Raw genomic sequence first — 24,588 nt, 5'->3', positions numbered from 1 at the left:
CCGTCGTGTCTGTGGCGTCTGTCGTGTCGGGCATCGTCAGTCGGTCTCCTGTCCGGCCTGTCCGAACGTGTCGCGTACGCGGTCGGCGACCCCGCTGAGATTGGCCTCGAAGGTGAAGCCCTGCTCGAAGCGGTAGCTGCGGTGGACGTCGACGGGGTCGATGCCGTTGAGCGCGGCCTTCGCCAGGCGGATGAGGTAGCCGTCCTTGCGGGCTATCTCACGGGCCAGCTCCATCGCCGCCTCGTGGAGGCCGGGTCTCGGAACGACCTTCCACACCGAGCCGTGGGCGTGCAGTTCGGCCGCGGTGGCGGTGCGCGAGGTGTAGAAGAGCGCGCGCATCAGGTGCTGGGGGACCAGGCGGGAGAGGTGGGTGGCGGCGCCGAGCGCGCCGCGGTCCAGCTCGGGGAGGCCGAAGGTGGCGTCGTCGCTGGCCACGATCGCGTCCGCGTTCCCCACCAGTCCGATGCCGCCGCCCAGGCAGAACCCGGCGACCGCGGCGATCACCGGGACCTCGCACCGGTACACCGCCGAGAACGCCTCGTAGCAGCCGCGGTTCGCGCCGATCAGGGCGGTGTGGCCGCCCGGTCCGCCGGACGCGGACGCGGTCTCCCGCTGCATCTCCTTGATGTCCACGCCCGCGCTGAACCCACGGCAGTCCTCGGCGGCGGCGAGTACCACGCAGGTGATGTCCGGGTCGCGGCCGGCGGCGGTCACCGCGTCCGCCAGGTCGTACCAGCCCCGCACCGGCAGCGCGTTGACCGGAGGGAAGTCGACCGTGACGACCGCGATCCCCTTTTCGGGTGAGGAGGTGGAGACACCCATGGCGTTCAGCTACCTTTCCACCTAACGTTTGTTTGGTACGACGACGACGGTAGCAGGCAGCGGGATTCCAGGGAATGGGTGCTGGGATGGACAGGACGGATCTGAGCGGGCGAACAGTGGTGGTGACAGGCGGTACGAGGGGAGTGGGCGCCGGGATCGCGGGGGCGTTCGCGCGGACCGGGGCGCGGGTCGTGGTGTGCGCCAGAAGACCACCCGAAGTCCCGCTGGAGGGATGCCGGTTCGTGTCCGTGGATCTGCGGGACGCCGCGGCCGTGGGCGAGATGTTCACCCAGCTGGACCGGGTCGACGTGCTGGTCAACAACGCGGGCGGGACCCCTTACCGCCTGCTCGGCGAGAGCGACGCCGAGCGGCACGCCCGGGTGATCGAGCTGAACCTGACGGCGCCGCTGACCGCCTCCCTCGCCGCCCGCGAGCAGCTCGCGGCCGCGCACGGATCGATCGTGATGATCGGCAGTGTGAGCGGCACCCGCCCCTCGCCGGGCACGGCGGCCTACGGCGCGGCGAAGGCGGGCCTGGACAGTCTGGCGCGGACCATGGCCGTGGAATGGGCGCCGCGGATACGGGTGAACACGCTGGTGCTCGGCATGGTGCGCACCGAACTCTCCGCGCTGCACTACGGCGACGAGGACGGCATCGCCGCCGTCGGCGCCACCGTGCCCCTCGGCCGGCTGGCGGAGCCGCGCGAGATAGGGGAGGCGGCCGTGTTCCTCGCGTCGGACGCGGCCGCGTACATCACCGGTGCGAGCCTGCTCGTGCACGGTGGCGGGGAGCGCCCCGCGTTCCTGGATGCCGCAACGGTCAACAAGGAGGCCTGAGATGACGGACACGGGTGACAGTGCGGGGCTGTGCGCGGGGCGAGTGGTCGCGGTGACCGGAGCGGGACGGGGGCTCGGCCGCGCACACGCCCTCGCCTACGCGGCGGAGGGGGCGAAGGTCGTGGTGAACGACCTGGGCGTGGGGCTCGACGGAGCGCCCGCGTCCGACAGTCCCGCCGCGCAGGTGGTCGAGGAGATACGGGCCGCGGGAGGCCGGGCGCTCGCGCACGGCGGTGACATAGCGACCGCGCAGGGCGCCGCCTCGCTGGTCGCGGCGGCCGTCGACGGATTCGGGCGCCTGGACACCCTGGTGAACAACGCCGGGTTCCTGCGGGACCGGATGCTGGTGAACCTCGCCGAGGACGACTGGGACGCCGTGATGCGGGTCCATCTCAAGGGGCACTTCCTGCCGCTCCAGCACGCCGCCGCCTACTGGAGGGCGGAGGCCAAGGCGGGCCGGACGCCGGCGGCACGCGTCGTCAACACCTCGTCCGGAGCAGGACTGTTGGGTTCGGTCGGGCAGGGGAACTACAGCGCGGCCAAGGCGGGAATCCTGGGACTGACCCTCGTCGCCGCGGCGGAGATGGGACGGTACGGAGTCCAGGTCAACGCGATCGCGCCGGCCGCGCGGACCCGGATGACGGAGGCCACGTTCGCCGAGACGATGGCCGCGCCCGGCGAAGGGACGTTCGACGCGATGGCCCCGGAGAACGTGTCGCCGCTCGTGGTGTGGCTCGGTTCCGGGGCAGCCAGCGACGGGGTGACGGGACGGGTCTTCGAGGTGGAGGCCGGGCGTATCACCGTCATGGAGGGCTGGCGGTCCGGCCCGACGATCGACAAGGGGGAACGCTGGACTCCGGCGGGCGCGGGGGAGGCGGCACGGGAGCTTCTGGGGCGGGCCGCCGTGCCGGGGGAGGTGTACGGCGCCTGAAGGGGAGCGCCGCGCCGCCGTCGTCCGTCCGTCACGTGTCGCACTCCAGGACCGTCCGGCACAGCCCGCACCGGGCCCGGACCCGCCCCCGGACCGGAACGCGGATCCGCTGATGGCATGTCGGGCACGGGAACGCCACCCGCAGTCCGTCGCCCCCCGGCGATCCGTCCGTCGAGAACGCGTAGGGACCCGCGGGCACCGGACCCCGCGCCCCGTGGGCCTGCGCGGAGCGCCGGTCCTTGGCGTACCGTCGCCGGCCGGCCCAGCCGGCGGCCGTCAGCGGAGGCTGCTGCTCGTCGAGACGGGCCTGCGCCAAGCCCTTGGTGTACGCCGTGTACGCCTGCGGACTGGTGAACCAGGTCTCCGGTGCCTCGCCGAACGCCAGTGACCGTTTCGCCAGCACGTACCCGAACTCCTCCGGTGTCAGATAGCCCAGCTTCTGCGACGACGCCGCGTCCTCGCGATAGGCGTCCAGCAGCAGCCAGCCCGCACCCAGGTAGGTCGCGGCGGCGTCCGTGAGGATCTCGTTGTCCCGCGTCCCCGGAAAGGAGAGGTCGAGCCGGTGCAGGTACACATGCATGATCTCGTGCGCGAGCGCCGCCCCGATGTCCCTGCGGTGCGTGCGGAAGCGGTCGTTCAGGTCGATGAAGTACTCGGGTCCGGCCGCCAGTTCCACACTCGCCGCGTGCTCCATCTTCCGGAAGCTCACGATCATCCGCGCGTCCGGGAGGTGGTAGTGCCGCACCAGTTCGTGCGCCACCCGCTGCGCTCCCATGTGCAGGTCGTCCTGGTCGCAGAAGGCCACGTCCACCGGGGCGACGCTGGTCGCGAAGGTGTGCACGGTGTCGTAGGAGAGGCGTTTGTACAGTGCGGTGATCGCCGACCGCACGGTCTCCAGATGCGGGTAGCCGTGTCTCACCGGGCCGCCGTTCGCCACGTGCACCCCCTGGTGCCTCCGGGGCCCGTGCCCGGGCCCGGCGTTCTCAGGGTACGGCGGCGCGCGCCGCTTCGTCTGCAGGGTTCCGCTTGTAGCGCGCCTGCGGGCCGGTGGGGGCTTCTCGCGCAGTTCCCCGCGCCCCCGAGGCAGGCGCTTCGCGCCGCCTCCCCTGATGAGATGCCGCACGAAGTGCGCATCTCAGGGGCGCGGGGAACCGCGCGAGAAGCCCCCACCGGCCGTCAGCCGGACGACGAGCCGAGCCGGCGTCTACGTCAGTCGGACCCGGGCCTCATCGGCGGCCCGGTCCAGCTCCAGGACCCACACCTCGTTCGTGCCCTCGCGGAGCACCGGACCGGGAACGTACAGCGAGTCCTGCGGGCCCACCGCCCAGTACCGGCCGAGACAGAAGCCGTTCACCCACACGAACCCCCGTGTCCAGCCCGGCAGTTCCAGGGCCGCGTCCCCGGCCCCGGACACCTCGAACACACCCCGGTACAGGCCCCGCGCCCCCGCCCGCGGCGTCGCGTCCGGCAGCCCCGCCACCGTTTCCGCGGTGAACGCGTCGAGTCGCAGCCCCCGCGCCCGCACCCCGTGCAGGAACTGCCGTTCGTGCATCAGGCCGCCCGTGATCCCCTTCGACTCGCCCAGGCGCGGCCCGTAGTTGACCCGGCCCAGCGACTCGGCCCACAGCTCCACGCGCGCGTCCCCGGACACCTGTGCGGCGAGCACCGGCTCCTCCTCGGTCAGCACACCGGCCCGTTCCCCGTCCACGTACACGACCGCGAGATCCCGCAGCCCCTGCGCCCGCAGTTCGTAGGCCCCGCGCCGCCCGGGCACCGTCACCGCGTACCGCACGAGCCCACGGTCCACGTCCAGCTCCTCGAACGACGGCGGCACGGCGTGCTCCGCCTCCGGCCCGCCCAGCGCGTCCAGCACCCCGTCGAGCGGCGTGAACGACGGCAGACCGGCCGCGACGGGCGCCGACAGCGCGGCGGGCTGCTGGGGCACGTCCGGCAGCGGCCCGTCCGCGAACCGGCCGAGCACATCCCGGAACAGCCAGAACTTCTCCGTCGGGCGGCCGAACTCGTCGACCGGGGCGTCATAGTCGTACGACGTCACATCCGCCTCCAGCGGACCCACGTGCAGGGCGCCACCACCCCGGTTCGCCCCCGCCCAGCCGCCGAAACTCGTCCCCCCGTGCGCCATGTACAGGTTCACCGACGCCCCGCACGCCAGGATCTCCTCCAGCGTCCGCGCCGCGTCCCCCGCGTCCCGCGCCGTGTGCTCCGCGCCCCAGTGGTCGAACCAGCCGCACCAGAACTCCGCGCACATCAAGGGCCCCTTCGGCCGATGCCTGCGCAGCGTCGCGAACGACTCCCGCGCACGCGAGCCGAAGTTCGCGGTCGCCAGCACGCCCGGAATCGAACCGCCCGACTGCATGTGCTCATCGGGCCCGTCCGACGTGAACAGCGGCACGCTCACCCCCAGCTCGACCAGGAGGTCGGCGAGGGAACGCAGGTAGGCGGCGTCCGAGCCGTAGCTGCCGTACTCGTTCTCCACCTGCACCATGATCACCGGACCGCCCCGGTCGATCTGCCGCTCCACGACGAACGGCAGCAGCACCCGGAACCAGCGCTCCACAGCGGACAGGAACTCCGTATCCCGCGTCCGGATCCGCGACCCCAAGGGCCCGGTCAGCCAGTGCGGCAGCCCGCCGTTCTCCCACTCCGCACAGATGTACGGGCCGGGCCGGACGATCACCCACAGCCCCGCCTCCCGCGCCGCGTCCAGGAACCGCCCCACCGCCGCCACATCGTCGAACCCGCCCGGACTCGGCTCGTGCAGGTTCCACGGGACGTACGTCTCCACACAGTTCAGGCCCATCGCCCGCAGCATCCGCAGCCGGTGCGCCCACTGCTCCTCGTGCACCCGGAAGTAGTGCAACGCCCCCGACAGCAGACGCACCGGCCGGCCGTCCACCTCGAAATCGTCCTCGCCCACCCTGAACTCGGCCATCACGTGCTCCCTCTTGCCTGCGGGCCGTCTCACCCACCGGCCGCCACTGTGACCTCTGGCGGACAACCGGGTCCATGGACAAAGATCGGCTGTTGTTGGACCGCCGACGACACCGGAGAGGCGGCCCGGGGGAGACGGGACGCCGCGCGAACACCGCAGGACACCACAGGAGGGGCCCATGTCCGCGTACCACACCTGGATGCGCTACTTCACACCCAGCCCCGCCCACCACCGGCTCGGCCTCGTCTGCCTCGGCGTCGGACTCCAGCACGGCCTGCTGCCCAGCGTCGGCCCCCGCACCCTCGACCACCACGTCGCCGTCGTCGTCACCGCGGGCAGCGGCTGGTTCCAGGACGCCGACGGCCGCCGCACCCCCCTCACCGCACCCGCCCTCATCTGGCTCACCCCCGGCCGCCCCCACCACTACGGCGCCGACCCCGGCACCGGCTGGGACGAGTGCTTCGTCGACTTCACCGGACCCGCCACGGCCACGTACACCGAACTCGGCTACATCGAACCCGACCGGCCCGTCGTCCCCCTCTCCGACGCCGCGGGGGCCCGCGCCGCCGTCGGCCGCATCGCCCGCGCCGCCCGCCGCGGCAACCCCCTCCTGGAGGTCGAGACCGGCGCCGCCGTCCACGAACTCCTCGTCGCCCTGCGCCGCGCCCGCGCCGACATGGCCCCCGACGGCGACCCCGTCCTCCAGGCGCTCGCCCGCGACGCCTTCCAGCCGCTGTCCGTCGCCGAACACGCCGCCCGGCACGGCATGACCCCCGCCGAACTGCGCACCGCCGTCCGCAGAGGGGCCGGCCGCAGCCCCAAGGACTACCTCCTCGGCATCCGGCTCGGCCGCGCCAAGGAACTCCTCGCCGCCACCGAACTGCCCGTCGCCGCCGTCGCCCGCCGCGTCGGCTACGACGACCCCGCCTACTTCTCCCGCCTCTTCACCCGCCGTGTCGGCACCGCACCCGTCCGCTTCCGCGAGCAGCAGGGCCGCGCCGTCCCCGGCGGCTGGTCGGACAAGATCCCCGACCCTGACGACCCGCCGATGCTCCACGTAGGCTGATCCGTCATGACCACCAGCAATCCCCAGACGGATACGGCCCGGCCCGCAGTCGATCCCGCCGTCCGCGCCGAACTCGACCGGCTGCGCGACAGCATCGACAACATCGACGCCGCCGTCGTCCACATGCTCGCCGAGCGCTTCAAATGCACCCAGCAGGTCGGCCACCTCAAGGCCGAGCACGCGCTGCCCCCGGCCGACCCCGCCCGCGAGGCCCGCCAGATCGAACGGCTGCGCCAGCTCGCCGAGAACGCCAAACTGGACCCGGCCTTCGCCGAGAAGTTCCTGAACTTCATCATCTCCGAGGTCATCCGGCACCACGAGCAGATCGCCGCCGGTTCGGGGCAGTCGGACTGAGCCCCTGCGGGGATTGAGGAGCGGGGCCCGGGACCTCGGCCCGGTTGCCGAGTGCGGCGCCGTCGTGGCTGGTCGCGGCGGTCCCCGCGTCCCTGGCTGGGCGCACCGTCAGGGGCGTACGGCAGCATGTCCCCATGCCCGTACTGACGCGCGACGAAGCGCAGACCCGAGCCCAGCTCGTCGACGTCCACCACTACACCGTGGACCTCGACCTGACCCGCGGCCCCGACACCTTCGACTCCCGCACCGCGATCCGCTTCACCGCACGCACCGCGGGAGACACCTTCGTCGAGCTCAAGCCGGCCGAGCTGCGCACCGTCACCCTCGACGGGCAGCCGCTCGACCCCACCACCCTCGACGACAACCGGCTGCCGCTTCCCGCACTCACCGCGGGCGAGCACGAACTCGTCCTCGACGCCGCCATGCGCTACTCGCACACCGGCGAGGGCATGCACCGCTTCACCGACCCCACCGACGGCGAGACGTACGTCTACACACAGCTGTTCATGGACGACGTCCAGCGCGTCTTCGCCGCGTTCGACCAGCCCGACCTCAAAGCCGTCTTCGACCTCACCGTCACCGCCCCCGACACCTGGACCGTCCTCGCCAACGGCGTCACCGAACACCTCGGCGACGGCACATGGCGCGCCACCACGACCCCGCTCCTGTCGACCTACCTCGTCGCCGTCGCGGCAGGCCCCTGGCACTCCATCCGCACCGAACACCGCGGCCTCCCCTTCGGCCTGCACTGCCGCCGCTCGCTCGCCCCCCACCTCGACGCCGACGCCGACGAGATCCTCGACGCCACGCGCGCGTGCTACGACCGCTACCACGAGAAGTTCGACGAGCCCTACCCCTTCGACTCCTACGACCAGGCATTCGTCCCCGAGTTCAACGCCGGCGCCATGGAGAACCCCGGCCTGGTCACCTTCCGCGACGAGTTCGTCTACCGCTCCGCCGTCACCGACACCGAACGCCAACTGCGCGCCATGGTGATCGCCCACGAGATGGCCCACATGTGGTTCGGCGACCTCGTCACCCTGAAGTGGTGGGACGACATCTGGCTGAACGAGTCGTTCGCCGAGTACATGGGCTACCAGACCCTCACCGAAGCCACCCGCTTCAAGGACACCTGGGTCGACTTCGGCATCTCCCGCAAGGCCTGGGGCTACGACGCCGACCAGCGCCCCTCCACCCACCCCGTCGCCCCCGAGGACGTCCCCGACACCGCCTCCGCCCTCCTCAACTTCGACGGCATCTCCTACGCCAAGGGCGCCTCCGCACTGCGCCAGCTCGTCGCCTGGCTCGGCGAGAAGGACTTCCTCGCCGGCATCAACACCCACTTCGAACGGCACAAGTTCGGCAACGCCACCCTCGCCGACTTCATCGAGTCGCTCGCCTCCGGCACCGACCGCGACGTCCACGCCTGGGCCGACATCTGGCTGCGCACCACCGGCGTCGACACCCTCACCGGCCGGGCCGGCCACGGCACCACCGACAGCGACGGCTGGACCTTCACCGTCGACCGGCAGGGCAGCCGCCCGCACCGCATCGCCGTCGGCCTCTACGACCACGACCCCGCCGACGACCGCGCCCTCGTCCTGCGCGAACGCATCGACGTCGACGTGCCCGGCGCGCCCCGCACCTTCCACGGCACCCGCCCCGCCCTGATCGTCCCCAACGACCAGGACCTCACCTACGCCAAGGTCCGCCTCGACACGGCCTCCCAGCAAGCCGCCCTGCGCGGCCTGTCCGGCATCCCCGACCCCCTCACCCGCGCCGTCGTCTGGAACACCCTGCGCGACATGGTCCGCGACGGCCAACTGGCACCCGCCGCCTACCTGGCGGCCGCCAAGGACCACCTGCCGGCCGAGACCGACCTCGCCGTCGTCCAGGGCGTCCTCGCCTTCGCCCACACCCAGGTCGCCGACCGCTGCACGGCCCCCGCCGACCGCCCCGCCGCCCTCACCCTCATCACCACCCTGTGCGAGACCCTCATCCGCCGCACCGAGGACGGCAGCCACCCCGGCCTGCGCCTGACCGCCGTCCGCCACCTCATCGACGCCGCCCAGTACGCCGATGTCATCCGCGACTGGTACGACTCTGGCGCCGTGCCCGGCGGACCCGAACTCGACCCCGAACTGCGCTGGCGCATCCTCGGCCGCCTCAGCGTCCTCGGCGCCGTCGACGACGCCGTCATCGAGGCCGAACTCGCCCACGACCCCAGCGCCGTCGGCCAGGAGGGCGCCGCCCGCTGCCACGCCGCACTGCCCGACCCGCAGGCCAAGGCCGCCGCCTGGGACGCCCTGTTCCCCACCGACCCCGCCCGCGACCTGTCCAACTACCTGTTCACCGCCACCGCCCAGGGCTTCTGGCAGCCCGAACAGGCCGACCTGCTGCGCTCCTACGTCCCCCGCTACTTCACCGAGGCCACCGCCCTCGCCGAACGGCGCGGCCCCGCCATCGCCGCCGCCGTCGGCCGCTACGCGTTCCCCGAGCACACCGTCGACACCGACATCCTCCGCCTCGGCGAACAGTGCCTGGCCGACGGCGACCCCACCCCGGCCCTGCGCCGCCGCCTCGCCGACCAACTCGACGACCTGACACGCGTCCTGAAGGCCCGCGAGACCCTGGAGCCCTAGCCCCACACAGCGCCGCGCCCCACGACAGCCCTGCGCCCCACGACAGCCCCGCGCCCCACGACCACCCGCGCCCCCGGCCCGCCACGAGCGGCACCCGGGGGCGCGTCCGTTCCCGCCCCGCCCCGCGCGGCCATACCACACCAACTCCCGCCACCACAGGCCACATCCCTCGTTAGGGTGCCCTTCCCTCGTACCCCGGGCGCTTCGGGACACAGCGGGCCACGCTGAGAACGACCACGGTCAGCCGGCCGCCACACACGCGTGCGGGCCCGGAGCCGTTCCCCGACGCAGCGAAGGACCCGCATGAGCAGCATCCCGCCCCTCGCCGGTGGCCCCCACGGCCCCGCCGCCCTGCGGCCCCTGCTCAGCACCGTCCTCGACGCCCTCCACGAAGGCGCCCTCCACCGGGCGGGCCCCCTCCCCGCCGGCGGACCCGAGCACGTCACCACCCAACTCCTCGCCGCCACCGGCGACCTCCTGCCCCACGACGGCACCGGAGCCGAGGAAGCACTGCGCACCCTCGTCACCGCACTCGCCGCCGGCGCAGCCGACCCCGCCGACCCGCTCTGCGCCGCCCACCTGCACTGCCCGCCGCTCGCCGTCGCCACCGCCGCCGACCTCGCCGCCAGCGCCCTCAACCCCTCCATGGACTCCTGGGACCAGGCCCCCGCCGCCTCCGCCCTCGAAGCCGCCCTCACCACCGCCCTCGCCCGCGAGACCTACCCCACCGCCACCCGCCCCGACGCCCTCGTCACCACCGGCGGCACCGAGGCCAACCAGCTCGCCGTCCTCCTCGCCCGCGAGACCAACCCCCACCCCGAGCCCGTCCAGCTCCTTGTCGGACAGAACGCCCACCACAGCCTCGCCCGCGCCACCTGGCTCCTCGGCCTGCCCGAACCGGTCGTCCTGCCCGCCCCCACCGGCACCCTCGACCCGGCCGCCCTCGACGAAGCCCTCACCGACCTCCCCGGCCCCAAACTCGTCGCCGCCACCGCAGGCACCACCGACGCCGGCCTCATCGACCCCCTCCCCGACATCGCCGACCTCTGCGACCACCACGGCGCCCGCCTCCACATCGACGCCGCCTACGGAGCAGGACTCCTCTTCAGCACCCGCCACGCCCCCCTGCTCCGCGGCCTCGACCGCGCCCACACCACCACCCTCGACCTGCACAAACTCGGCTGGCAGCCCGTCGCCGCGGGACTCCTCGCCGTCCGGTCGGCCGACGACCTGCGCGCCCTCACCCACACCGCCGACTACCTCAACGCCGACGACGACACCGAAGCGGGGCTGCCCGACCTCCTCGGCCGCTCCCTGCGCACCACCCGCCGCCCCGACGTCCTCAAGACCGCCGTCACCCTCAAAGCCCTCGGACGCACCGGCATCGGCGCCCTCGTCGACCACGTCATTGCCCTCGCCCACCACCTGGCGCACCTCGTCGACACCCACCCCGACCTGGAGCTCTACGACACCCCCACCCTCTCCACCGTCCTCTTCCGCCCCACCGGCGCCACCGACGAACACCTCGCCGCCACCCGCCGCACCCTCCTCGCCGAAGGCCGCGCCGTCCTCGGCCGCGCCCGCATGGACGGACAGCTCTACCTCAAAGCCACCCTGCTCAACCCGCACACCACCCCCGACGACCTCACCGCACTGCTGAAACTGGTGGAAGGACACACCCCCCGATGAGCGCCGCGCCCACCCCGCACCCCGCCCCGCCCACCGAAGCACCCCGCGACCTCGTCGGCATCGGCATCGGCCCCTTCAACCTCTCCCTCGCCGCCCTCGCACACCCCCTCACCGAACTCGACACCGCCTTCTTCGAACAGCGCCCCGCCTTCCACTGGCACCCCGGCCTCCTCATCGACGGCGCCACCCTCCAAGTCCCCTTCCTCGCGGACCTGGTGACCCTCGCCGACCCGACCAGCCAGTGGACCTTCCTCAACTACCTCAAGACCCGCGAACGCCTGTTCCCGTTCTACTTCGCCGAGCACTTCCACATCCGGCGCGCCGAATACGACGCCTACTGCCGCTGGGTCAGCGAGAACCTGCCCGGAATGCACTTCTCCCACCAGGTCGACGCCGTCCGCTGGAACCCCGAACGCAACCTCTTCGAAGTCGACTACACCCAGCTCGACGCCGACGGGGAAGCCGAAGCCCTCGGCCGCACCTACACCAAGAACGTCACCCTCGGCGTCGGCACCGAGCCCTACGTCCCCGAACCGCTCAGACCACTCGCCGAAGCCTCCGGCGTCCCGGTCATCCACTCCGCCGACTACCTCACCCACCGCGACACCCTCCTCGCCGCCGACCACGTCACCGTCATCGGCAGCGGCCAGTCCGGCGCCGAGATCTTCCTCGACCTCCTCAGGAACCGCCCCGCAGGCCACGAGAAGATCCACTGGCTCGCCCGCACCGAAGCCTTCGCGCCCATGGAATACAGCAAACTGGGCCTCGAACACTTCACCCCCGACTACTCCCGCTACTTCCACGCCCTGCCCGAACGCGAACGCGACCGCCTCGTCCCCGCCCAATGGCAGCTCCACAAGGGCATCGACGCCGACACCATCGCCGCCATCCACGAAGAGCTCTACCAGCGCACCCTCCACGGCGGCTGGCCCGACGCCACCCTCACCCCCGGCGTCAGCGTCCGCACCGCCGGCCGCGTCGCCACCACCAAGGTCGAACTCCACCTCGAACACCGCCAGCAGGGCACCCGCTCCCGCCTCACCACCGACGCCGTCGTCCTCGCCACCGGCTACCGGGAACGCCCCCTCGGCCAGCTCCTCGCCGGACTCGACCCCTACATCCGCCGCGACTCGGCCGAACGCCCCCGCATCGACCAGCACTTCCGGCTCGTCCTCGACGACTCCGTCAGCTCCACCGGCTGCCACGTCTACGTACAGAACGCCGAACGCCACACCCACGGCGTCGGCGCCCCCGACCTCGGCCTCGCCGCCTGGCGCAGCGCCACCATCCTCAACAACCTCACGGGCAAGGACCCCTACCCGCAGCCCCACCGCACCGCCTTCACCAGCTTCGGCCTCCTCGCCCACGAAAACCGCGCCCTCCAGCCCGTACGAAACCAGGCAGGAGAGCGCGGCACCATGGTCAAACTCCAGGGCTGACCACCGCCCCTACGAGAACACCGGCGTCCCGTCCCGCGTCAGCCGCCAGTCCACCGACGCGAACTCGGCCGGGTCGAGGACGCCCTTCGCCGTCACCCACTCCGCGATCCGCGTACGGATCTCGATCGACTCCGACCACAGCTCCTGCGCCGTCGCCACACCCGGGAACGCGCCGCCACCGTTCGCCCGGTAGTTGTTCACCGCGAACACGAACTGCGCGCTGTCGTCCAGATCCACACCGTTGAACTTCAGGTTCTTGATCCGCGAACCCGCCGCCTGCGCGATGTCGATGTCGTACGAAACCCCCGACACGTAGTCGTAGTTGTAGTCCGGCCGGTTGCCCGCGTTCGTCAGCTTCTCCACGTCGACCACGGCACCGGCCGCCGTCCGCACGAAGTACTCCGCCGAATACTCCAGGTACGCCCGCACCTGCGCACCCGTCATCAACTTCGCGACCAGCGTGTTGTCGTATACGTACAGGCTCGACAGATCCCGGATCGTCACGTCCCCGGCCGGAATCTCCGACGTGCGCGAGAACGGCGACGCCTGCGACAGCACCGGCAGCGACGCGTACTGCGTCGACTTCAGCGCGTCCGTCACCACATCGGCCTGCACCTTGTTGATCAGATCGATGATCGGCGCGTCCTTGTAACGGGCGTCCTCCGTCGTCAGCGTCGTCGTCGCCTGCCCGACCACCTGGTTCACGTACTTCACGACCAGGTCGTGGTCCGCCTTCAGCAGCTTCGTGATCTTCGGGTCGTCCGCCACCGCATTCGAGTTCAGCAGCTTCGACGACACCGACTCGACCGACCAGCGGCCCTTCTCCCACACCAGCTCGAAGTCAAACTGCGCCAGCCGCTCCGCGTAGCACAGCGGCTCCGCGAGAACGACCGTCTTCCCCGTCTTCTCGTTCGTCACCAACTGCTGCGCGATCTCCACATGCGCGTGCCCGACGAGAATCGCGTCGATCCCCGGCACCTTCGCCGCCACACTCGCCGCCGCGTTCTCCACGTACGGCAACTGATCACCCCACGACGACGTGCCCGACGCGCCCGAGTGCGCCGAGATGATCACGACGTCCGCGCCCATCGACCGCAGCTTCGGCACCCACTTGGCCGCCTGCTCCTCCAGCCCGGGGAACTTCAGCACCCCCTGCACGTACGCCTTGTCCCAGATCGCGATTCCCGGGTTCGTCAGGCCCAGGATCGCCACCCGCACATCCTTGCCGTGCGGCGTGCGCATCTTCTTGATGACGTACGGCCTGAACGCGGGCCGCTCCGTCTTCGCGTCCACCGCGTTCGCACCGAGCAGCGGGAAACGCAGCTGCGACTCGAACTTGCGCAGCGTGTCGATGCCGTAGTTGAACTCGTGGTTGCCGAGCGCCGCCGCGTCGTACCCGATCGCGTTCATGGCCTGCGCCATCGGGTGCACCGGACCGTTCGCCGCCGTGATCGGGTCGACCCGCGCGAAGTAGTACGTCAGCGGCGTGCCCTGGATCGTGTCACCGGCGTCGATCAGCAGCGTGTTGTGCCGGCCCTTCTCCGCGCGGATCCGCTGCACCAGCGTCGAGATCCGCGACAGACCCTGGGCGTTGCCCGCCGAGTCCGTGTACGCCGCGTCCTTGTAGTAGTCCCAGTTGAAGACGTGACCGTGCAGATCCGTCGTGCCCATGACGGTGAACGCGTACCGCTTCTGCTTCTTGGGCGGCCTGCCCGCGTGGGCCTCCGCCGACGGCGCGGCCACCGCACCGGCCAGCGCCGCACCGGCACCGGTCGCTGCGGTCCTGCCCAGGAAAGATCTGCGGTTCAACGGCATGGGAAAGCTCCTGACCTACAGGGAAGTTCAGTGGCAACGCGCGTAGATTCTGGCCCAGCCCACCCCCTTCGCAACAGCCCCCGCAGGTTTCTATCTGATGACCCGCCGCCGAACACGAACACCCGACACGAACAGTGCCAAAGTGGGACCCATGACCCACACCGACCCCCTCAGCGGCCCCAGCGTCCCCTACGGAACCCCCGAAGCCCCGCGCCTGGCCGTCCGCGGCGAGGCCCACCTCGAAACCGACCCCGAACTCGCCCGCATCGGCGTCACCGTCACCGCCCGCGGCACCGACCGCCGCACCACCCTCGACGACCTCACCCGCCGCAACGCCGCCACCCTCGACCTCATCAAGTCCTACGGAGAAGCCATCGACACACTCGAAACCGGCGCCTTCTCCCTCACCCCCGAATTCACCAAACACGGCCGCGGCGAACGCATCCGCACCTACCACGGCAGCGTCCACCTCACCGCCCAGCTCACCGACTTCACCGCACTCGGCGAACTCACCACCAAACTCGCCGACCAGGAACTCACCCGCGTCGACGGCCCCTGGTGGTCCCTGCGCCCCACCTCGCCCCTCCACGCAGCCGCACGCCAACAAGCCGTCCGCGAAGCCGTCCAGCGCGCCCGCGAATACGCCGAAGCGCTCGGCACCACCCTCGCCGCCCTCGTCGAACTCGCCGACACCGGCGCCGAGGACACCCACCGCCCCATGTCCTACGGCATGTCCCGCGCCGCCATGGTCCGCGGCCCCGTCGACGACAGCGCCGCGCCCGCCCTCGATCTCGAACCCGAACGCCAGCACATCCACGCCGCCGTCAACGCCCGCTTCACCCTTCACCCGCCCCACCTGCAATGAGCGAGTGAAATGCTCATCAGAGCAGTGCGCCGCCCAAATTCAAAGAATAACGACGCTTGTCAATAACCCTTCACGCAAAGGACGTTGAGTAGTCATACCCATCCAATTCCCTACCCACCGGTAGGGCCTAGGCTCGAATCATGCGCCGAGCAAAGATCGTCTGTACCTTGGGCCCCGCCACCGACTCGTACGAGCAGATCAAGGCACTCGTAGAAGCCGGAATGGACGTAGCCCGCTTCAACCTCAGCCACGGCACCTATGCCGAACACGAGGAGCGCTACCAGCGCGTGCGAAAGGCCTCCGACGAGACCGGCCGCAGCGTCGGCGTCCTCGCCGACCTTCAAGGCCCGAAGATCCGCCTCGGCCGCTTCAGCGAAGGACCCGTACTCCTTGAACGCGGAGACGAGTTCACCATCACCGTCGAACACGACGTCCAGGGCGACCGCCAGACCTGCGGCACCACCTACAGCGGCCTCGCCGACGACGTCACCCCCGGCGAGCGCATCCTCGTCGACGACGGCAAGGTCAGCCTCGAAGTCACCCGGGTCGACGGCCCCCGCGTCCACACCACCGTCGTCGAAGGCGGCATGGTCTCCGACCACAAGGGCCTCAACCTCCCCGGCGTCGCCGTCTCCGTCCCCGCCCTCAGCGACAAGGACGAAGCAGACCTGCGCTGGGCCCTGCGCACCGGCGCCGACGTCATCGCCCTCTCCTTCGTCCGCAGCGGCCGCGACATCGAGGACGTCCACCGCATCATGACCGAGGAGGGCCGCCACCTCCCCGTCATCGCCAAGGTCGAAAAGCCCCAGGCGGTCGACAACATCGAGGACATCGTCGCCGCCTTCGACGGCATCATGGTCGCCCGCGGCGACCTCGGCGTCGAAATGCCCCTCGAGCAGGTCCCGATCGTCCAGAAGCGCGCCGTCAAGCTCGCCAAGCGCAACGCCAAGCCGGTCATCGTCGCCACCCAGATGCTCGACTCGATGATCGACAACTCCCGCCCCACCAGGGCCGAGGCCAGCGACGTCGCCAACGCCGTCATCGACGGCACCGACGCCGTGATGCTCTCCGGCGAGACCAGCGTCGGCAAGTACGCCATCGAGACCGTCAAGACCATGAGCCGCATCGTCGAAGCGGCCGAGGAGGACATCCTCGCCAAGGGGCTCCCGCCCCTCACCGAGCGCAACAAGCCCCGCACCCAGGGCGGCGCCGTCGCCCGCGCCGCCGCCGAGATGGGCGACTTCCTCGGCGCCAAGTTCCTCGTCGCCTTCACCCAGTCCGGCGACACTGTCAAGCGCCTCTCCCGCTACCGCTCGCCCATCCCGCTCCTCGCCTTCACGCCGGTCGCCGCGACGCGCTCCCAGCTCAATCTGACCTGGGGCGTCGAGACCTTCCTCGGCCCGCACGTCGACTCCACCGACGCCATGGTCGCCCAGGTCGACGACCAGCTCCTCAAGATCGGCCGCTGCAAGAAGGGCGACATCGTCGTCATCACCGCCGGCTCCCCGCCCGGCGTCTCCGGCTCGACGAACATGGTCCGCGTCCACCACATCGGCGAGGACGACAGCCCCAAGTAGCGCGCCTGCCGTACGTGGTCGAGGGCCGCCCCCGTTCGCCGGGGCGGCCCTCGCGCTGTGCGGGGTCAGTGTTTGGGGCCTACGTGGAGGTCGAGGAGGGCGACATCCGCTCTGCGGGCGACCGAGATGTTGTACGGGTTGCCGTGACGGGTGCAGTGGGTCCAGGTGAGACCGAGCTTGTCGAGGGTGTCGGTGTAGAGCTGCCTGATGTCGTCCGACTTGTTGGTGAAGAAGTAGCGCGGATACTCGTAGCGCTTGCGCTCGCCGCCGACGAGGCGGGTCGTCCAGTTGGTGACACGACAGCCGTCGGAGTGGATCAGGCCGCCGATGAAGCGCCAGGGGTGAGCGTCGACGATGTCCTGTTGCCAAGGGGCAAGGGCGATCTTGCGGTCGTGTTTCTTGCCGGGCCCGTGCTGGGGGAACATGCAGGACAGGTGCTTCGAATAGAGCTTGATGTTCTGGCATCCGGTGCGCTGGAGGCGATGCACGCCGTTGTCCGGAAAGACTGCCCGCATGGTGCGCGCTATCTCATCGGCGATGCCGGGCCAGTCGTCGGCGGCGGCAATGGTGAGGCTGGGAACGCGATGCTGTGAGTAGTGACTGATGTGGCCGTCCCCGAGGTACTGACCTAGCAGGTAGGAGTACGCGGTCGGGTCGAGGGCGCGGCCGTCGCACCGTGGGCACGTTGGATTGTGTGCGCCGGGGCACTCCCCGCGCTTGGCACGGTCCACGTGTTTCCAGTAGCCGATGGTGCCCAGCGGGATGCTGAGCGTCCGGCTCACGTCCGCGTTCTTGGCCCCGCCCCTGAGCAGGATCAGGGCCCGCTGTCGTACCTCTGTGCTGTGGTGGTTCACCTGAGCACACTGCGTGACCGATGATGACGCCACGCAGCAAAAAGCGGATGTTCACGAGAACGTGAGCATCCGCTTCAGGGTGCCGGGTGCGGGATTCGAACCCGCAAGCCCTCTCAGGCAGAGGTGTTTGAGACCTCCGTGTATACCGTTCCACCAACCCGGCTCAGCACTGCGGTGAGTGTACCGGTTCATGCCGCTGACCCGCAGCTAGGTACCCTGTATCGCAGCAGTACCCCCGCCCTGCTCACCCAAGGAGCGCCCCCGTGACCGGCCCCGAGTCGACCCAGCCCGCCGACGACGACAAGTCGCACGTCCCGCCGCTGACGACCCGTGTCGTCATCGCCGAGGACGAGGCCCTCATCCGCCTCGACCTCAAAGAGATGCTCGAGGAAGAGGGCTACACCGTCGTGGGTGAGGCCGGCGACGGTGAGCAGGCCATCGAGCTGGCCCGTGAGCACAAGCCCGACCTGGTGATCCTCGACGTGAAGATGCCGAAGATGGACGGGATCAGCGCGGCGGAGAAGATCGCCGAGGAGTCGATCGCGCCGGTGCTGATGCTGACGGCGTTCTCGCAGCGCGACCTCGTCGAGCGGGCCCGTGACGCCGGTGCCATGGCGTACCTGGTGAAGCCGTTCAGCAAGAGCGATGTCGTCCCGGCGATCGAGATGGCCGTCTCGCGCTTCACGGAGCTGAAGACGCTGGAGAAGGAGGTCGCGGACCTCACCCAGCGCCTGGAGACCCGCAAGCTGGTGGACCGGGCGAAGTCGGTCCTGCAGACGGAGTACGGGCTGACGGAGCCGGCGGCGTTCCGCTGGATCCAGAAGACGTCGATGGACCGGCGCCTGTCGATGCAGCAGGTCGCCGAGGCGGTCATCGAGGACGCCGAGGAGAAGAAGGCGGCGAAGGGCTGATCCGGAGCCCCTCCGACCCATGCGTGAGGCCCGCACCCTGGAGAAGGGGGCGGGCCTCACGCACGTACAGGCGTGTACGGGATCAGTCCTCGCCGAGGTAGGCCTTGCGGACCGATTCGTCGTGGAGGAGTTCCTGGCCGCTGCCGGACAGGACGATGGAGCCGATCTCCATGACGTGGCCCTGGTCGGCCAGGGAGAGGGCCGCCTGGGCGTTCTGTTCGACCAGGAGGATGGTCGTGCCCTGGGCCTTCAGCTCGGAGATGGTGGACATGATCTTCTGCATCATGATCGGGGAGAGGCCCATGGAGGGCTCGTCGAGCATGAGCAGTTTGGGCTGGGACATGAGGGCCCGGCCCATGGCGAGCATCTGCTGCTCGCCGCCGGAGAGGGTTCCTGCGGCCTGCTTGCGGCGTTCGCCCAGGATGGGGAAGAGGTCGTAGGCGCGCTGGATGTCCTTCTGGATGCCCGCGGTGTCCTTGCGGAGGAAGGCGCCGAGCTGGAGGTTCTCCGCGATGGTGAGGCGGGGGAAGATGCGGCGGCCCTCGGGGGAGTGGGCGAGCCCCATGGAGACGATCTTGTGGGCCGGGACCTGGTTGAGCGGGGTGCCGGCGAACGTGATCTTGCCGCTGAGGGGCTTGAGCAGGCCCGAGAGGGTGCGCAGGGTGGTGGTCTTGCCGGCGCCGTTGGTGCCGATCAGGGTGACGACCTGGCCCTCCTCGACGGTGAAGGAGATGCCCTTGACGGCCTGGATCTTGCCGTAGGCGACCTTGAGGTCCTCGACCTCCAGGAGAGCGGTCACTGGTCGTTCCCTTCGGCTGCGTCCGTTGCTTCTGCCGCTTCGGCTGCTTGGACCTCTTCGATGGCGGGGTCCTCGGGGGCGCCTTCGAAGGGGGTGCCGAGGTAGGCGGCGATGACGCGTTCGTCGCCCTGGACGACGTCGCTGGTGCCCTCGACGAGCTTTTCGCCCTGGACGAGGACGGAGACGCGGTCGCAGAGGTTGAAGATGAAGCGCATGTCGTGCTCGATGACGAGGACGGCGATGCCCTGGTCGCGGATGGCGAAGGCCAGCTCCTCGGTGGCGCGGGTCTCCTGGGGGTTCATGCCGGCGGTGGGCTCGTCGAGGAGGAGGAGCCCGGGGTCGCTGGCGAGGGCGCGCGCGATCTCCAGCTTGCGCTGTTCTCCGTAGGGGAGGTTGCGGGCGAGGTGGTCGCGCTTCTTGGCGAGGCCGGTGAACTCCAGGAGTTCCATGGCGCGTTCCTCGGAGGCCCGCTCCGCCTTCTTGAAGCCGGGGCCGCGCAGGAGGGCGGACCAGAGGCCTTCCTTGGTCCGGGTGTGGCGTCCGACGAGGACGTTCTCCAGGACGGTCATGTTGGCGAAGAGGCGGATGTTCTGGAAGGTGCGGGCGATGCCTGCCTGGGTGACGAGGTGGGGCTGGGGCGGCAGGACGGTGCCCTTGTAGGAGACCTTGCCCTCGGTGGGGACGTAGAGGCCGGTGAGGCAGTTGAAGAAGGTGGTCTTGCCGGCGCCGTTGGGGCCGATGAGGCCGACGATCTCGCCTTCGCCGACGGTGAGGCTGACGTCGCGGACGGCGGTGAGGCCGCCGAAGCGCATGGTGACGCCGCTGGCTTCGAGGACGGTCGTGGTGGCCGTGGTGGTGGTCGTGGGTGTGGTCATGGTGGTCACGCCCCAGCCTTGGTGACGGCCGGTTCGTCGGGCAAACGTTGTTCTGGCACGTCGAGTTGGTCGGTCTCGTGGAATTCGAGCTGCTTGCGGCGGTCGGCGATGAGGCCTTCGGGGCGGAACCGCATCAGGAGGATGAGGGCGATGCCGAAGAGGAGGAGCTGCTTGTCGCCGATGAACTGGAGCTTCGCCGGGATGAGGTAGAGCAGTGCGGCGCCGACGAGGGGTCCGCTGACCGTGCCCATGCCGCCGAGGATGACGGCGGCGAGGAGGAAGGCGGAGTTGGGCGGCGCGTTCTCCACGAACTTGTACTGGTCGGGGGTGACGGAGTACTGGACGTGGGCCTGCACGGTGCCTGCCATGCCGGCGAGGGAGGCGCCGAGGGCGAAGGCGAGGAGCTTGAGGCGGAAGGTGTTGATGCCCATGGCCTGGGCGGCGGTCTCGTCCTCGCGGATGGCGACCCAGGCGCGGCCGATGCGCGAGGCGTTCGCGCGGCGGAAGACGGTGACGACGATGATCGTGAAGACCAGCATCAGCAGGTAGTAGTTGGCGAACCGGCCGAGGTCGACGCCGAGGACGGTGTGGGTCTCGCCGAGGTTGAACCCGAAGATTTCGAGGTCCGGGATGTTCGGGATGCCGTTGGGCCCGTTGGTGACGTCGGGGCCGGAGTCGCCGTCGAGGTTGTTCATGGTGATGCGGAAGATCTCACCGAAGCCGAGCGTGACGATGGCGAGGTAGTCGCCGCGCAGTCGCAGGGTCGGGGCGCCGATGACGATGCCGAAGACGAGCGAGGCGCCGGCGCCGGTGAGGACGGCGGCCCAGAAGGGGAAGTGGACGCCGATGGTGGAGTCCGGGGAGCCGGAGACGAGGGCCGCGGCGTAGGCGCCGACGCCGAGGAAGGCGACGTAGCCGAGGTCGAGGAGTCCGGCGAGGCCGACGACGACGTTGAGACCGAGGGCGACGGTCGCGAAGACGAGGATGTTCGCGGCGACGTTGGTGTACGTGTCGTTGGTCTGGGTGAAGGGGAACGCGGCGGCGGCGACGAAGGCCGCGGTGAGCGCGATGGTGCGGTGCTTGGCGGTGAGCGCGGTGAGGCGCGAGGGCAGTCCGCTCTTGGTCAGGGCGACGCCGCCGAAGAGGACCAGGATCAGGTAGCCGGTGAAGAGTTCGACGTACTCGGTGTCGATGCCGTACGTGAAGACGTAGAGGCCGATGCCGAACGCGACGGCGATGACCAGGATCTCGGCCCAGGAGGGCAGGGTGATCGCGGCGGGCCGGGCGGGGGGCGCCTTGAGGGTGTTGCGCAGGCGGGCCCAGGCGTAGGTGGCGTCGGGGTCGGGCTGGTCGGCGGGGAGGCCGAGGGCGCAGACGGCGGTGAGGAGCGCGGCGATGCCCGCGATCCAGGCGCCGGGTTCGAGGTTGACGGCGCCGCCGAGCCGGTAGCTGATGGCGCCGAGGGTGTAGCCGGTGGTGCCGAAGGTGCCGAGGGCGAAGAGCAGGGTGGGGGCGGTGGTGCCGCCGGGCGTGAGCCAGCGCAGTCCGCGGATGCCGAGGGCGGAGAGGGCGAGCAGGAGGGTGAGGAGTGCGCCGATGAGGGTGAGGACCTGGAGGCCGCCGGGGTAGCCGGTGACGGTGAGGTCGCCGGGGAATTCGGCGGTCCACGTCCATGCCATGAAGGTGGCGGCGGCGGTGAGGACGGCGCCGCCGATGGTGCCGTAGCGGGCGGCCTTCTCGGGCAGGGGGATGAGGGCGCTGTGGGGCGTCGTCCCGGTGGTGGCGGGGGTGGTGGTCGTGGTGTCGGTCATCGTGATCACGCCCTGTCCGCGACGCGCTCACCGAGCAGGCCCTGGGGGCGCAGCAGGAGCACGAGGATGAGGAGGACGAAGGCCCAGACGTCTTTCCAGGCTCCGCCGCCGAGGAGTTCCATGCCGGGGATGTCCTGGATGTAGGCGGTGGCGAGGGATTCGGCGAGGCCGAGGGCGAGGCCGCCGATCATGGCGCCGTAGATGTTGCCGATGCCGCCGAGGACGGCCGCGGTGAAGGCCTTGAGACCGGCGATGAAGCCCATCTTGAAGCCGACCTGGCCGTACTTGAGGCCGTAGGCCATGGCGGCGACGGCGGCGAAGGCGCCGCCGATGGCGAAGGCGGTGACCACGATCCGGTCGGTGTTGATGCCCATGAGCTGGGCGGTGTCCGGGTCCTGGGAGGTGGCCTGCATGGCGCGGCCGGTGCGGGTGCGGGCGACGAAGTAGGCGAGGAAGCCCATGCACACGGGGGCGGCGATGATGAGGAAGAGGTCGCCGCGCTGGATGGTGAAGGCGCCGAGGTCGATGGGCCCGCCGGAGAACTGGGGGAAGGTGCGGTCGGCCTTGGCGTCGGGGTAGAAGGCCCAGACGGCCTGCTGGAGCGCGATGGACAGGCCGATCGCGGTGATGAGTGGTGCGAGGCGTGGGGCGTTGCGCAGCGGGCGGTAGGCGAAGCGTTCGGCGCCGACGGCCACGAGGACGGAGCAGGCGATGCCCATCAGGAGCATGAGGGGCATGGCGATGGCGAGGGACGTGCCGCCCGGGAGCCAGAGATACATGGTGAGGGCGCCGAAGCCGCCGATCATGTAGATCTCGCCGTGGGCGAAGTTGATGAGCTGGATGATGCCGTAGACCATGGTGTAGCCGACGGCTATGAGGCCGTACAGGGCTCCGAGGATCAGGCCGTTGACCAGCTGCTGCGGCAGATCGTGCACCGCTGGGCCTCCGAGGTTGTCTCAAGTGCGAGGGCGCGGGGGGCTGTTGTGGTGCCCCCCGCGCCGTGGGCTGGTGCGGTGGGATCCCGGAGAGGGTTACCGCGGGTGGTCCCGGTGGGTTACTTCTCCAGCTCGCCGGTCTTGACCGGGGTGTGCTTGCCGCCCTTGACCTGGTAGACGGTCAGGGTGCGGTTGGTGGTGTCGCCGTACTCGTCGAAGGCGACCTGGCCGGTGACGCCGTTGAAGGAGACCTTCTGGGTGGCTTCCACGATCTTGGCGCGGGCGTCGGAGGGCACCTTGCCGTCGTTGTCGTTCACGACGGCCTTGACGGCCTGGATGATGGCCCATGCGGCGTCGTAGGAGAGGGCGCCGTAGGTCTCGTACGGGTCGCTGTAGCCGCCGGCCTGGTAGTCGGCGATGAACTTCTTGGCGGTGTCGAGCTGCTCCGGCGGGGCGCCGACGGAGGTGGCGAAGTCGCCTTCGGCGTTCTTGCCGGCGAGCTTGACGTAGTCGGCGCTCTGGAGGGCGTCGCCGCCGATCACCGGGATCTTGGCGCCGGCGTCCTTGATCTGCTTGGAGAGCGGGGCGCCGGCCGGGTACTCGCCGCCGTAGTAGACGAAGTCGGCCTTCGAGTTCTTGATCTTGGTGGAGATCGCGCCGAAGTCGCGGTCGTCGGGGTTGATGTGGTCGGTGGCGACGACCTTGCCGCCCAGCTTGGTGAACTCCTGGCGGAAGGTGCGGGCCAGGCCGGCGCCGTAGGTCTTCTTGTCGTCGACGGAGTAGACCGTCTTGAGCTTCAGGGTGTTGTACGCGTACTGGGCGGCGTACGGGCCCTGGAGGGCGTCGGTGGTGGCGGTGCGGAAGTACGTCTTGAACTGACGCTCCTTCTGCTTCGCGTAGTTGGCGCCCTGGGTGAGCTCGGGGGCGGTGTTCGCGGGCGAGATCTCCACGAGGTTCGCGGAGTTGAAGGTCTTCTGCATCGACTGGGCGACGCTGGAGTTCAGCGGGCCGACGACGCCGAGGACGTCCTTGTTGCCGACGAGGGTGGTGGCGTTCTGGCCGCCGGTGGAGGGGTTCGCGACGTCGTCCAGCGCCTTGATCTGGAAGGTGACGCCCGGGACTTCCTTGTTCTTGTTGGCGGTCTTGGCGGCCAGGTCGACGGAGTTCTTGATGCCGATGCCGATGGCCGACAGGTCGCCGCTGAGGGGGGCGTCCACGCCGATGACGACGGTGGTGTTGCCCTTGTCGCCGGACTTGTCGCCGCCTTCGTCGCGCGATCCGCAGGCGCTGAGCGTGAGTGCTCCGGTCGTGAGCACTGCGGTGAGTATGAGCTGAGAACGGTGTCGCACGATCAATCCTCTCCCTGGCGCGGCCCTTTGGTCGGGGGCCGTGTGTCTCGCCGGGCCGTACGGGT

At 70.4% G+C, this 24,588-nt stretch carries 20 protein-coding genes and 1 tRNA gene; 10 read left to right on the top strand and 11 right to left on the bottom strand.

Features of this window, described 5'->3' with window-relative positions:
• Positions 1–36: 36 nt before the first annotated feature.
• Positions 37–822 (bottom strand): enoyl-CoA hydratase family protein, encoded by a 786-nt coding sequence (locus tag ABT127_RS00585; RefSeq protein WP_351443650.1) that lies wholly within the window; start codon positions 820–822, stop codon positions 37–39.
• 86 nt (positions 823–908) lie between these two features.
• Here ABT127_RS00585 and ABT127_RS00580 point away from each other — a divergent pair, with 86 nt between their 5' ends.
• Together ABT127_RS00580 and ABT127_RS00575 are read left to right on the top strand one after the other, a co-directional pair.
• The gene (locus ABT127_RS00580; protein WP_351443649.1) at positions 909–1,658 is read left to right on the top strand and encodes an SDR family oxidoreductase; all 750 of its coding nucleotides are present in this window, start codon (positions 909–911) and stop codon (positions 1,656–1,658) included.
• 1 nt (position 1,659) lies between these two features.
• Positions 1,660–2,589 (top strand): SDR family oxidoreductase, encoded by a 930-nt coding sequence (locus ABT127_RS00575; protein WP_351443648.1) that lies wholly within the window; start codon positions 1,660–1,662, stop codon positions 2,587–2,589.
• 31 nt (positions 2,590–2,620) lie between these two features.
• Here the strand turns inward: ABT127_RS00575 and ABT127_RS00570 are convergent, their stop codons facing one another.
• Both ABT127_RS00570 and ABT127_RS00565 read right to left on the bottom strand, forming a co-directional pair.
• Positions 2,621–3,526 (bottom strand): hypothetical protein, encoded by a 906-nt coding sequence (locus tag ABT127_RS00570; RefSeq protein WP_351443647.1) that lies wholly within the window; start codon positions 3,524–3,526, stop codon positions 2,621–2,623.
• A 267-nt stretch (positions 3,527–3,793) separates the two neighbouring features.
• A complete protein-coding gene (locus ABT127_RS00565) occupies positions 3,794–5,542 on the bottom strand; it encodes a glycoside hydrolase family 35 protein (protein ID WP_351443646.1) in 1,749 nt (582 codons plus the stop codon).
• A gap of 178 nt (positions 5,543–5,720) precedes the next feature.
• Between ABT127_RS00565 and ABT127_RS00560 the strand changes: the two genes are divergently transcribed.
• The 5 genes from ABT127_RS00560 to ABT127_RS00540 all read left to right on the top strand — a co-directional run bounded on the left by ABT127_RS00560 (position 5,721) and on the right by ABT127_RS00540 (position 12,732).
• Positions 5,721–6,608 carry a helix-turn-helix domain-containing protein gene (locus ABT127_RS00560; RefSeq protein ID WP_351443645.1) on the top strand — a complete coding sequence of 296 codons (888 nt, stop codon included), beginning with the start codon at positions 5,721–5,723 and terminating at the stop codon, positions 6,606–6,608.
• A 6-nt stretch (positions 6,609–6,614) separates the two neighbouring features.
• A complete protein-coding gene (locus tag ABT127_RS00555; RefSeq protein WP_351443643.1) occupies positions 6,615–6,962 on the top strand; it encodes a chorismate mutase in 348 nt (115 codons plus the stop codon).
• Positions 6,963–7,096: 134 nt separating this feature from the next.
• Complete coding sequence (gene pepN / locus ABT127_RS00550) at positions 7,097–9,604, top strand: aminopeptidase N (RefSeq protein WP_351443642.1); 2,508 nt, start codon at positions 7,097–7,099, stop codon at positions 9,602–9,604.
• 303 nt (positions 9,605–9,907) lie between these two features.
• Positions 9,908–11,293, top strand: a complete 1,386-nt coding sequence (locus ABT127_RS00545) for a pyridoxal phosphate-dependent decarboxylase family protein (protein WP_351443641.1) — start codon at positions 9,908–9,910, stop codon at positions 11,291–11,293.
• A complete protein-coding gene (locus ABT127_RS00540) occupies positions 11,290–12,732 on the top strand; it encodes a lysine N(6)-hydroxylase/L-ornithine N(5)-oxygenase family protein (protein ID WP_351443640.1) in 1,443 nt (480 codons plus the stop codon). The genes ABT127_RS00545 and ABT127_RS00540 overlap by 4 nt, the downstream gene beginning before the upstream one ends.
• 9 nt (positions 12,733–12,741) lie before the next feature.
• Here the strand turns inward: ABT127_RS00540 and ABT127_RS00535 are convergent, their stop codons facing one another.
• Positions 12,742–14,547, bottom strand: a complete 1,806-nt coding sequence (locus tag ABT127_RS00535; RefSeq protein ID WP_351443639.1) for a bifunctional metallophosphatase/5'-nucleotidase — start codon at positions 14,545–14,547, stop codon at positions 12,742–12,744.
• 151 nt (positions 14,548–14,698) lie between these two features.
• Here ABT127_RS00535 and ABT127_RS00530 point away from each other — a divergent pair, with 151 nt between their 5' ends.
• A complete protein-coding gene (locus ABT127_RS00530) occupies positions 14,699–15,412 on the top strand; it encodes an SIMPL domain-containing protein (RefSeq protein WP_351443638.1) in 714 nt (237 codons plus the stop codon).
• A 140-nt stretch (positions 15,413–15,552) separates the two neighbouring features.
• Positions 15,553–16,989, top strand: a complete 1,437-nt coding sequence (gene pyk / locus ABT127_RS00525; protein WP_351443637.1) for a pyruvate kinase — start codon at positions 15,553–15,555, stop codon at positions 16,987–16,989.
• 65 nt (positions 16,990–17,054) lie between these two features.
• Here pyk and ABT127_RS00520 read toward each other — a convergent pair whose 3' ends face one another.
• Together ABT127_RS00520 and ABT127_RS00515 are read right to left on the bottom strand one after the other, a co-directional pair.
• Positions 17,055–17,843, bottom strand: a complete 789-nt coding sequence (locus ABT127_RS00520) for a helix-turn-helix domain-containing protein (RefSeq protein WP_351443636.1) — start codon at positions 17,841–17,843, stop codon at positions 17,055–17,057.
• 80 nt (positions 17,844–17,923) lie between these two features.
• A tRNA-Leu gene (locus ABT127_RS00515) sits at positions 17,924–18,006 on the bottom strand.
• A gap of 100 nt (positions 18,007–18,106) precedes the next feature.
• Between ABT127_RS00515 and ABT127_RS00510 the strand changes: the two genes are divergently transcribed.
• Positions 18,107–18,754 carry an ANTAR domain-containing response regulator gene (locus ABT127_RS00510; protein WP_351443635.1) on the top strand — a complete coding sequence of 216 codons (648 nt, stop codon included), beginning with the start codon at positions 18,107–18,109 and terminating at the stop codon, positions 18,752–18,754.
• An 82-nt stretch (positions 18,755–18,836) separates the two neighbouring features.
• Here ABT127_RS00510 and ABT127_RS00505 read toward each other — a convergent pair whose 3' ends face one another.
• From ABT127_RS00505 to ABT127_RS00485, 5 genes are all read right to left on the bottom strand, one after another.
• Positions 18,837–19,553 carry an ABC transporter ATP-binding protein gene (locus ABT127_RS00505; protein ID WP_351443634.1) on the bottom strand — a complete coding sequence of 239 codons (717 nt, stop codon included), beginning with the start codon at positions 19,551–19,553 and terminating at the stop codon, positions 18,837–18,839.
• Positions 19,550–20,428, bottom strand: coding sequence for an ABC transporter ATP-binding protein (locus ABT127_RS00500; protein ID WP_351444036.1), 879 nt, complete (start codon positions 20,426–20,428; stop codon positions 19,550–19,552). The genes ABT127_RS00505 and ABT127_RS00500 overlap by 4 nt, the downstream gene beginning before the upstream one ends.
• A gap of 5 nt (positions 20,429–20,433) precedes the next feature.
• Entirely contained in the window at positions 20,434–22,239 is a 1,806-nt protein-coding gene (locus ABT127_RS00495; RefSeq protein WP_351443633.1) for a branched-chain amino acid ABC transporter permease, read from the bottom strand.
• A 5-nt stretch (positions 22,240–22,244) separates the two neighbouring features.
• On the bottom strand, positions 22,245–23,174 hold the full coding sequence (locus tag ABT127_RS00490; protein ID WP_351443632.1) for a branched-chain amino acid ABC transporter permease: 930 nt from the start codon (positions 23,172–23,174) through the stop codon (positions 22,245–22,247).
• 119 nt (positions 23,175–23,293) lie between these two features.
• Entirely contained in the window at positions 23,294–24,523 is a 1,230-nt protein-coding gene (locus tag ABT127_RS00485; RefSeq protein WP_351443631.1) for a branched-chain amino acid ABC transporter substrate-binding protein, read from the bottom strand.
• Between the last annotated feature and the right edge of the window lie 65 nt (positions 24,524–24,588).

Origin of the sequence: Streptomyces sp. NPDC001904 (genome assembly GCF_040297005.1) — a bacterium.
Taxonomy (GTDB): Bacteria; Actinomycetota; Actinomycetes; order Streptomycetales; family Streptomycetaceae; genus Streptomyces.
The sequence above is the reverse complement of the archived record's forward strand: the minus strand, read 5'-3'. Positions and strand labels throughout refer to the sequence as shown.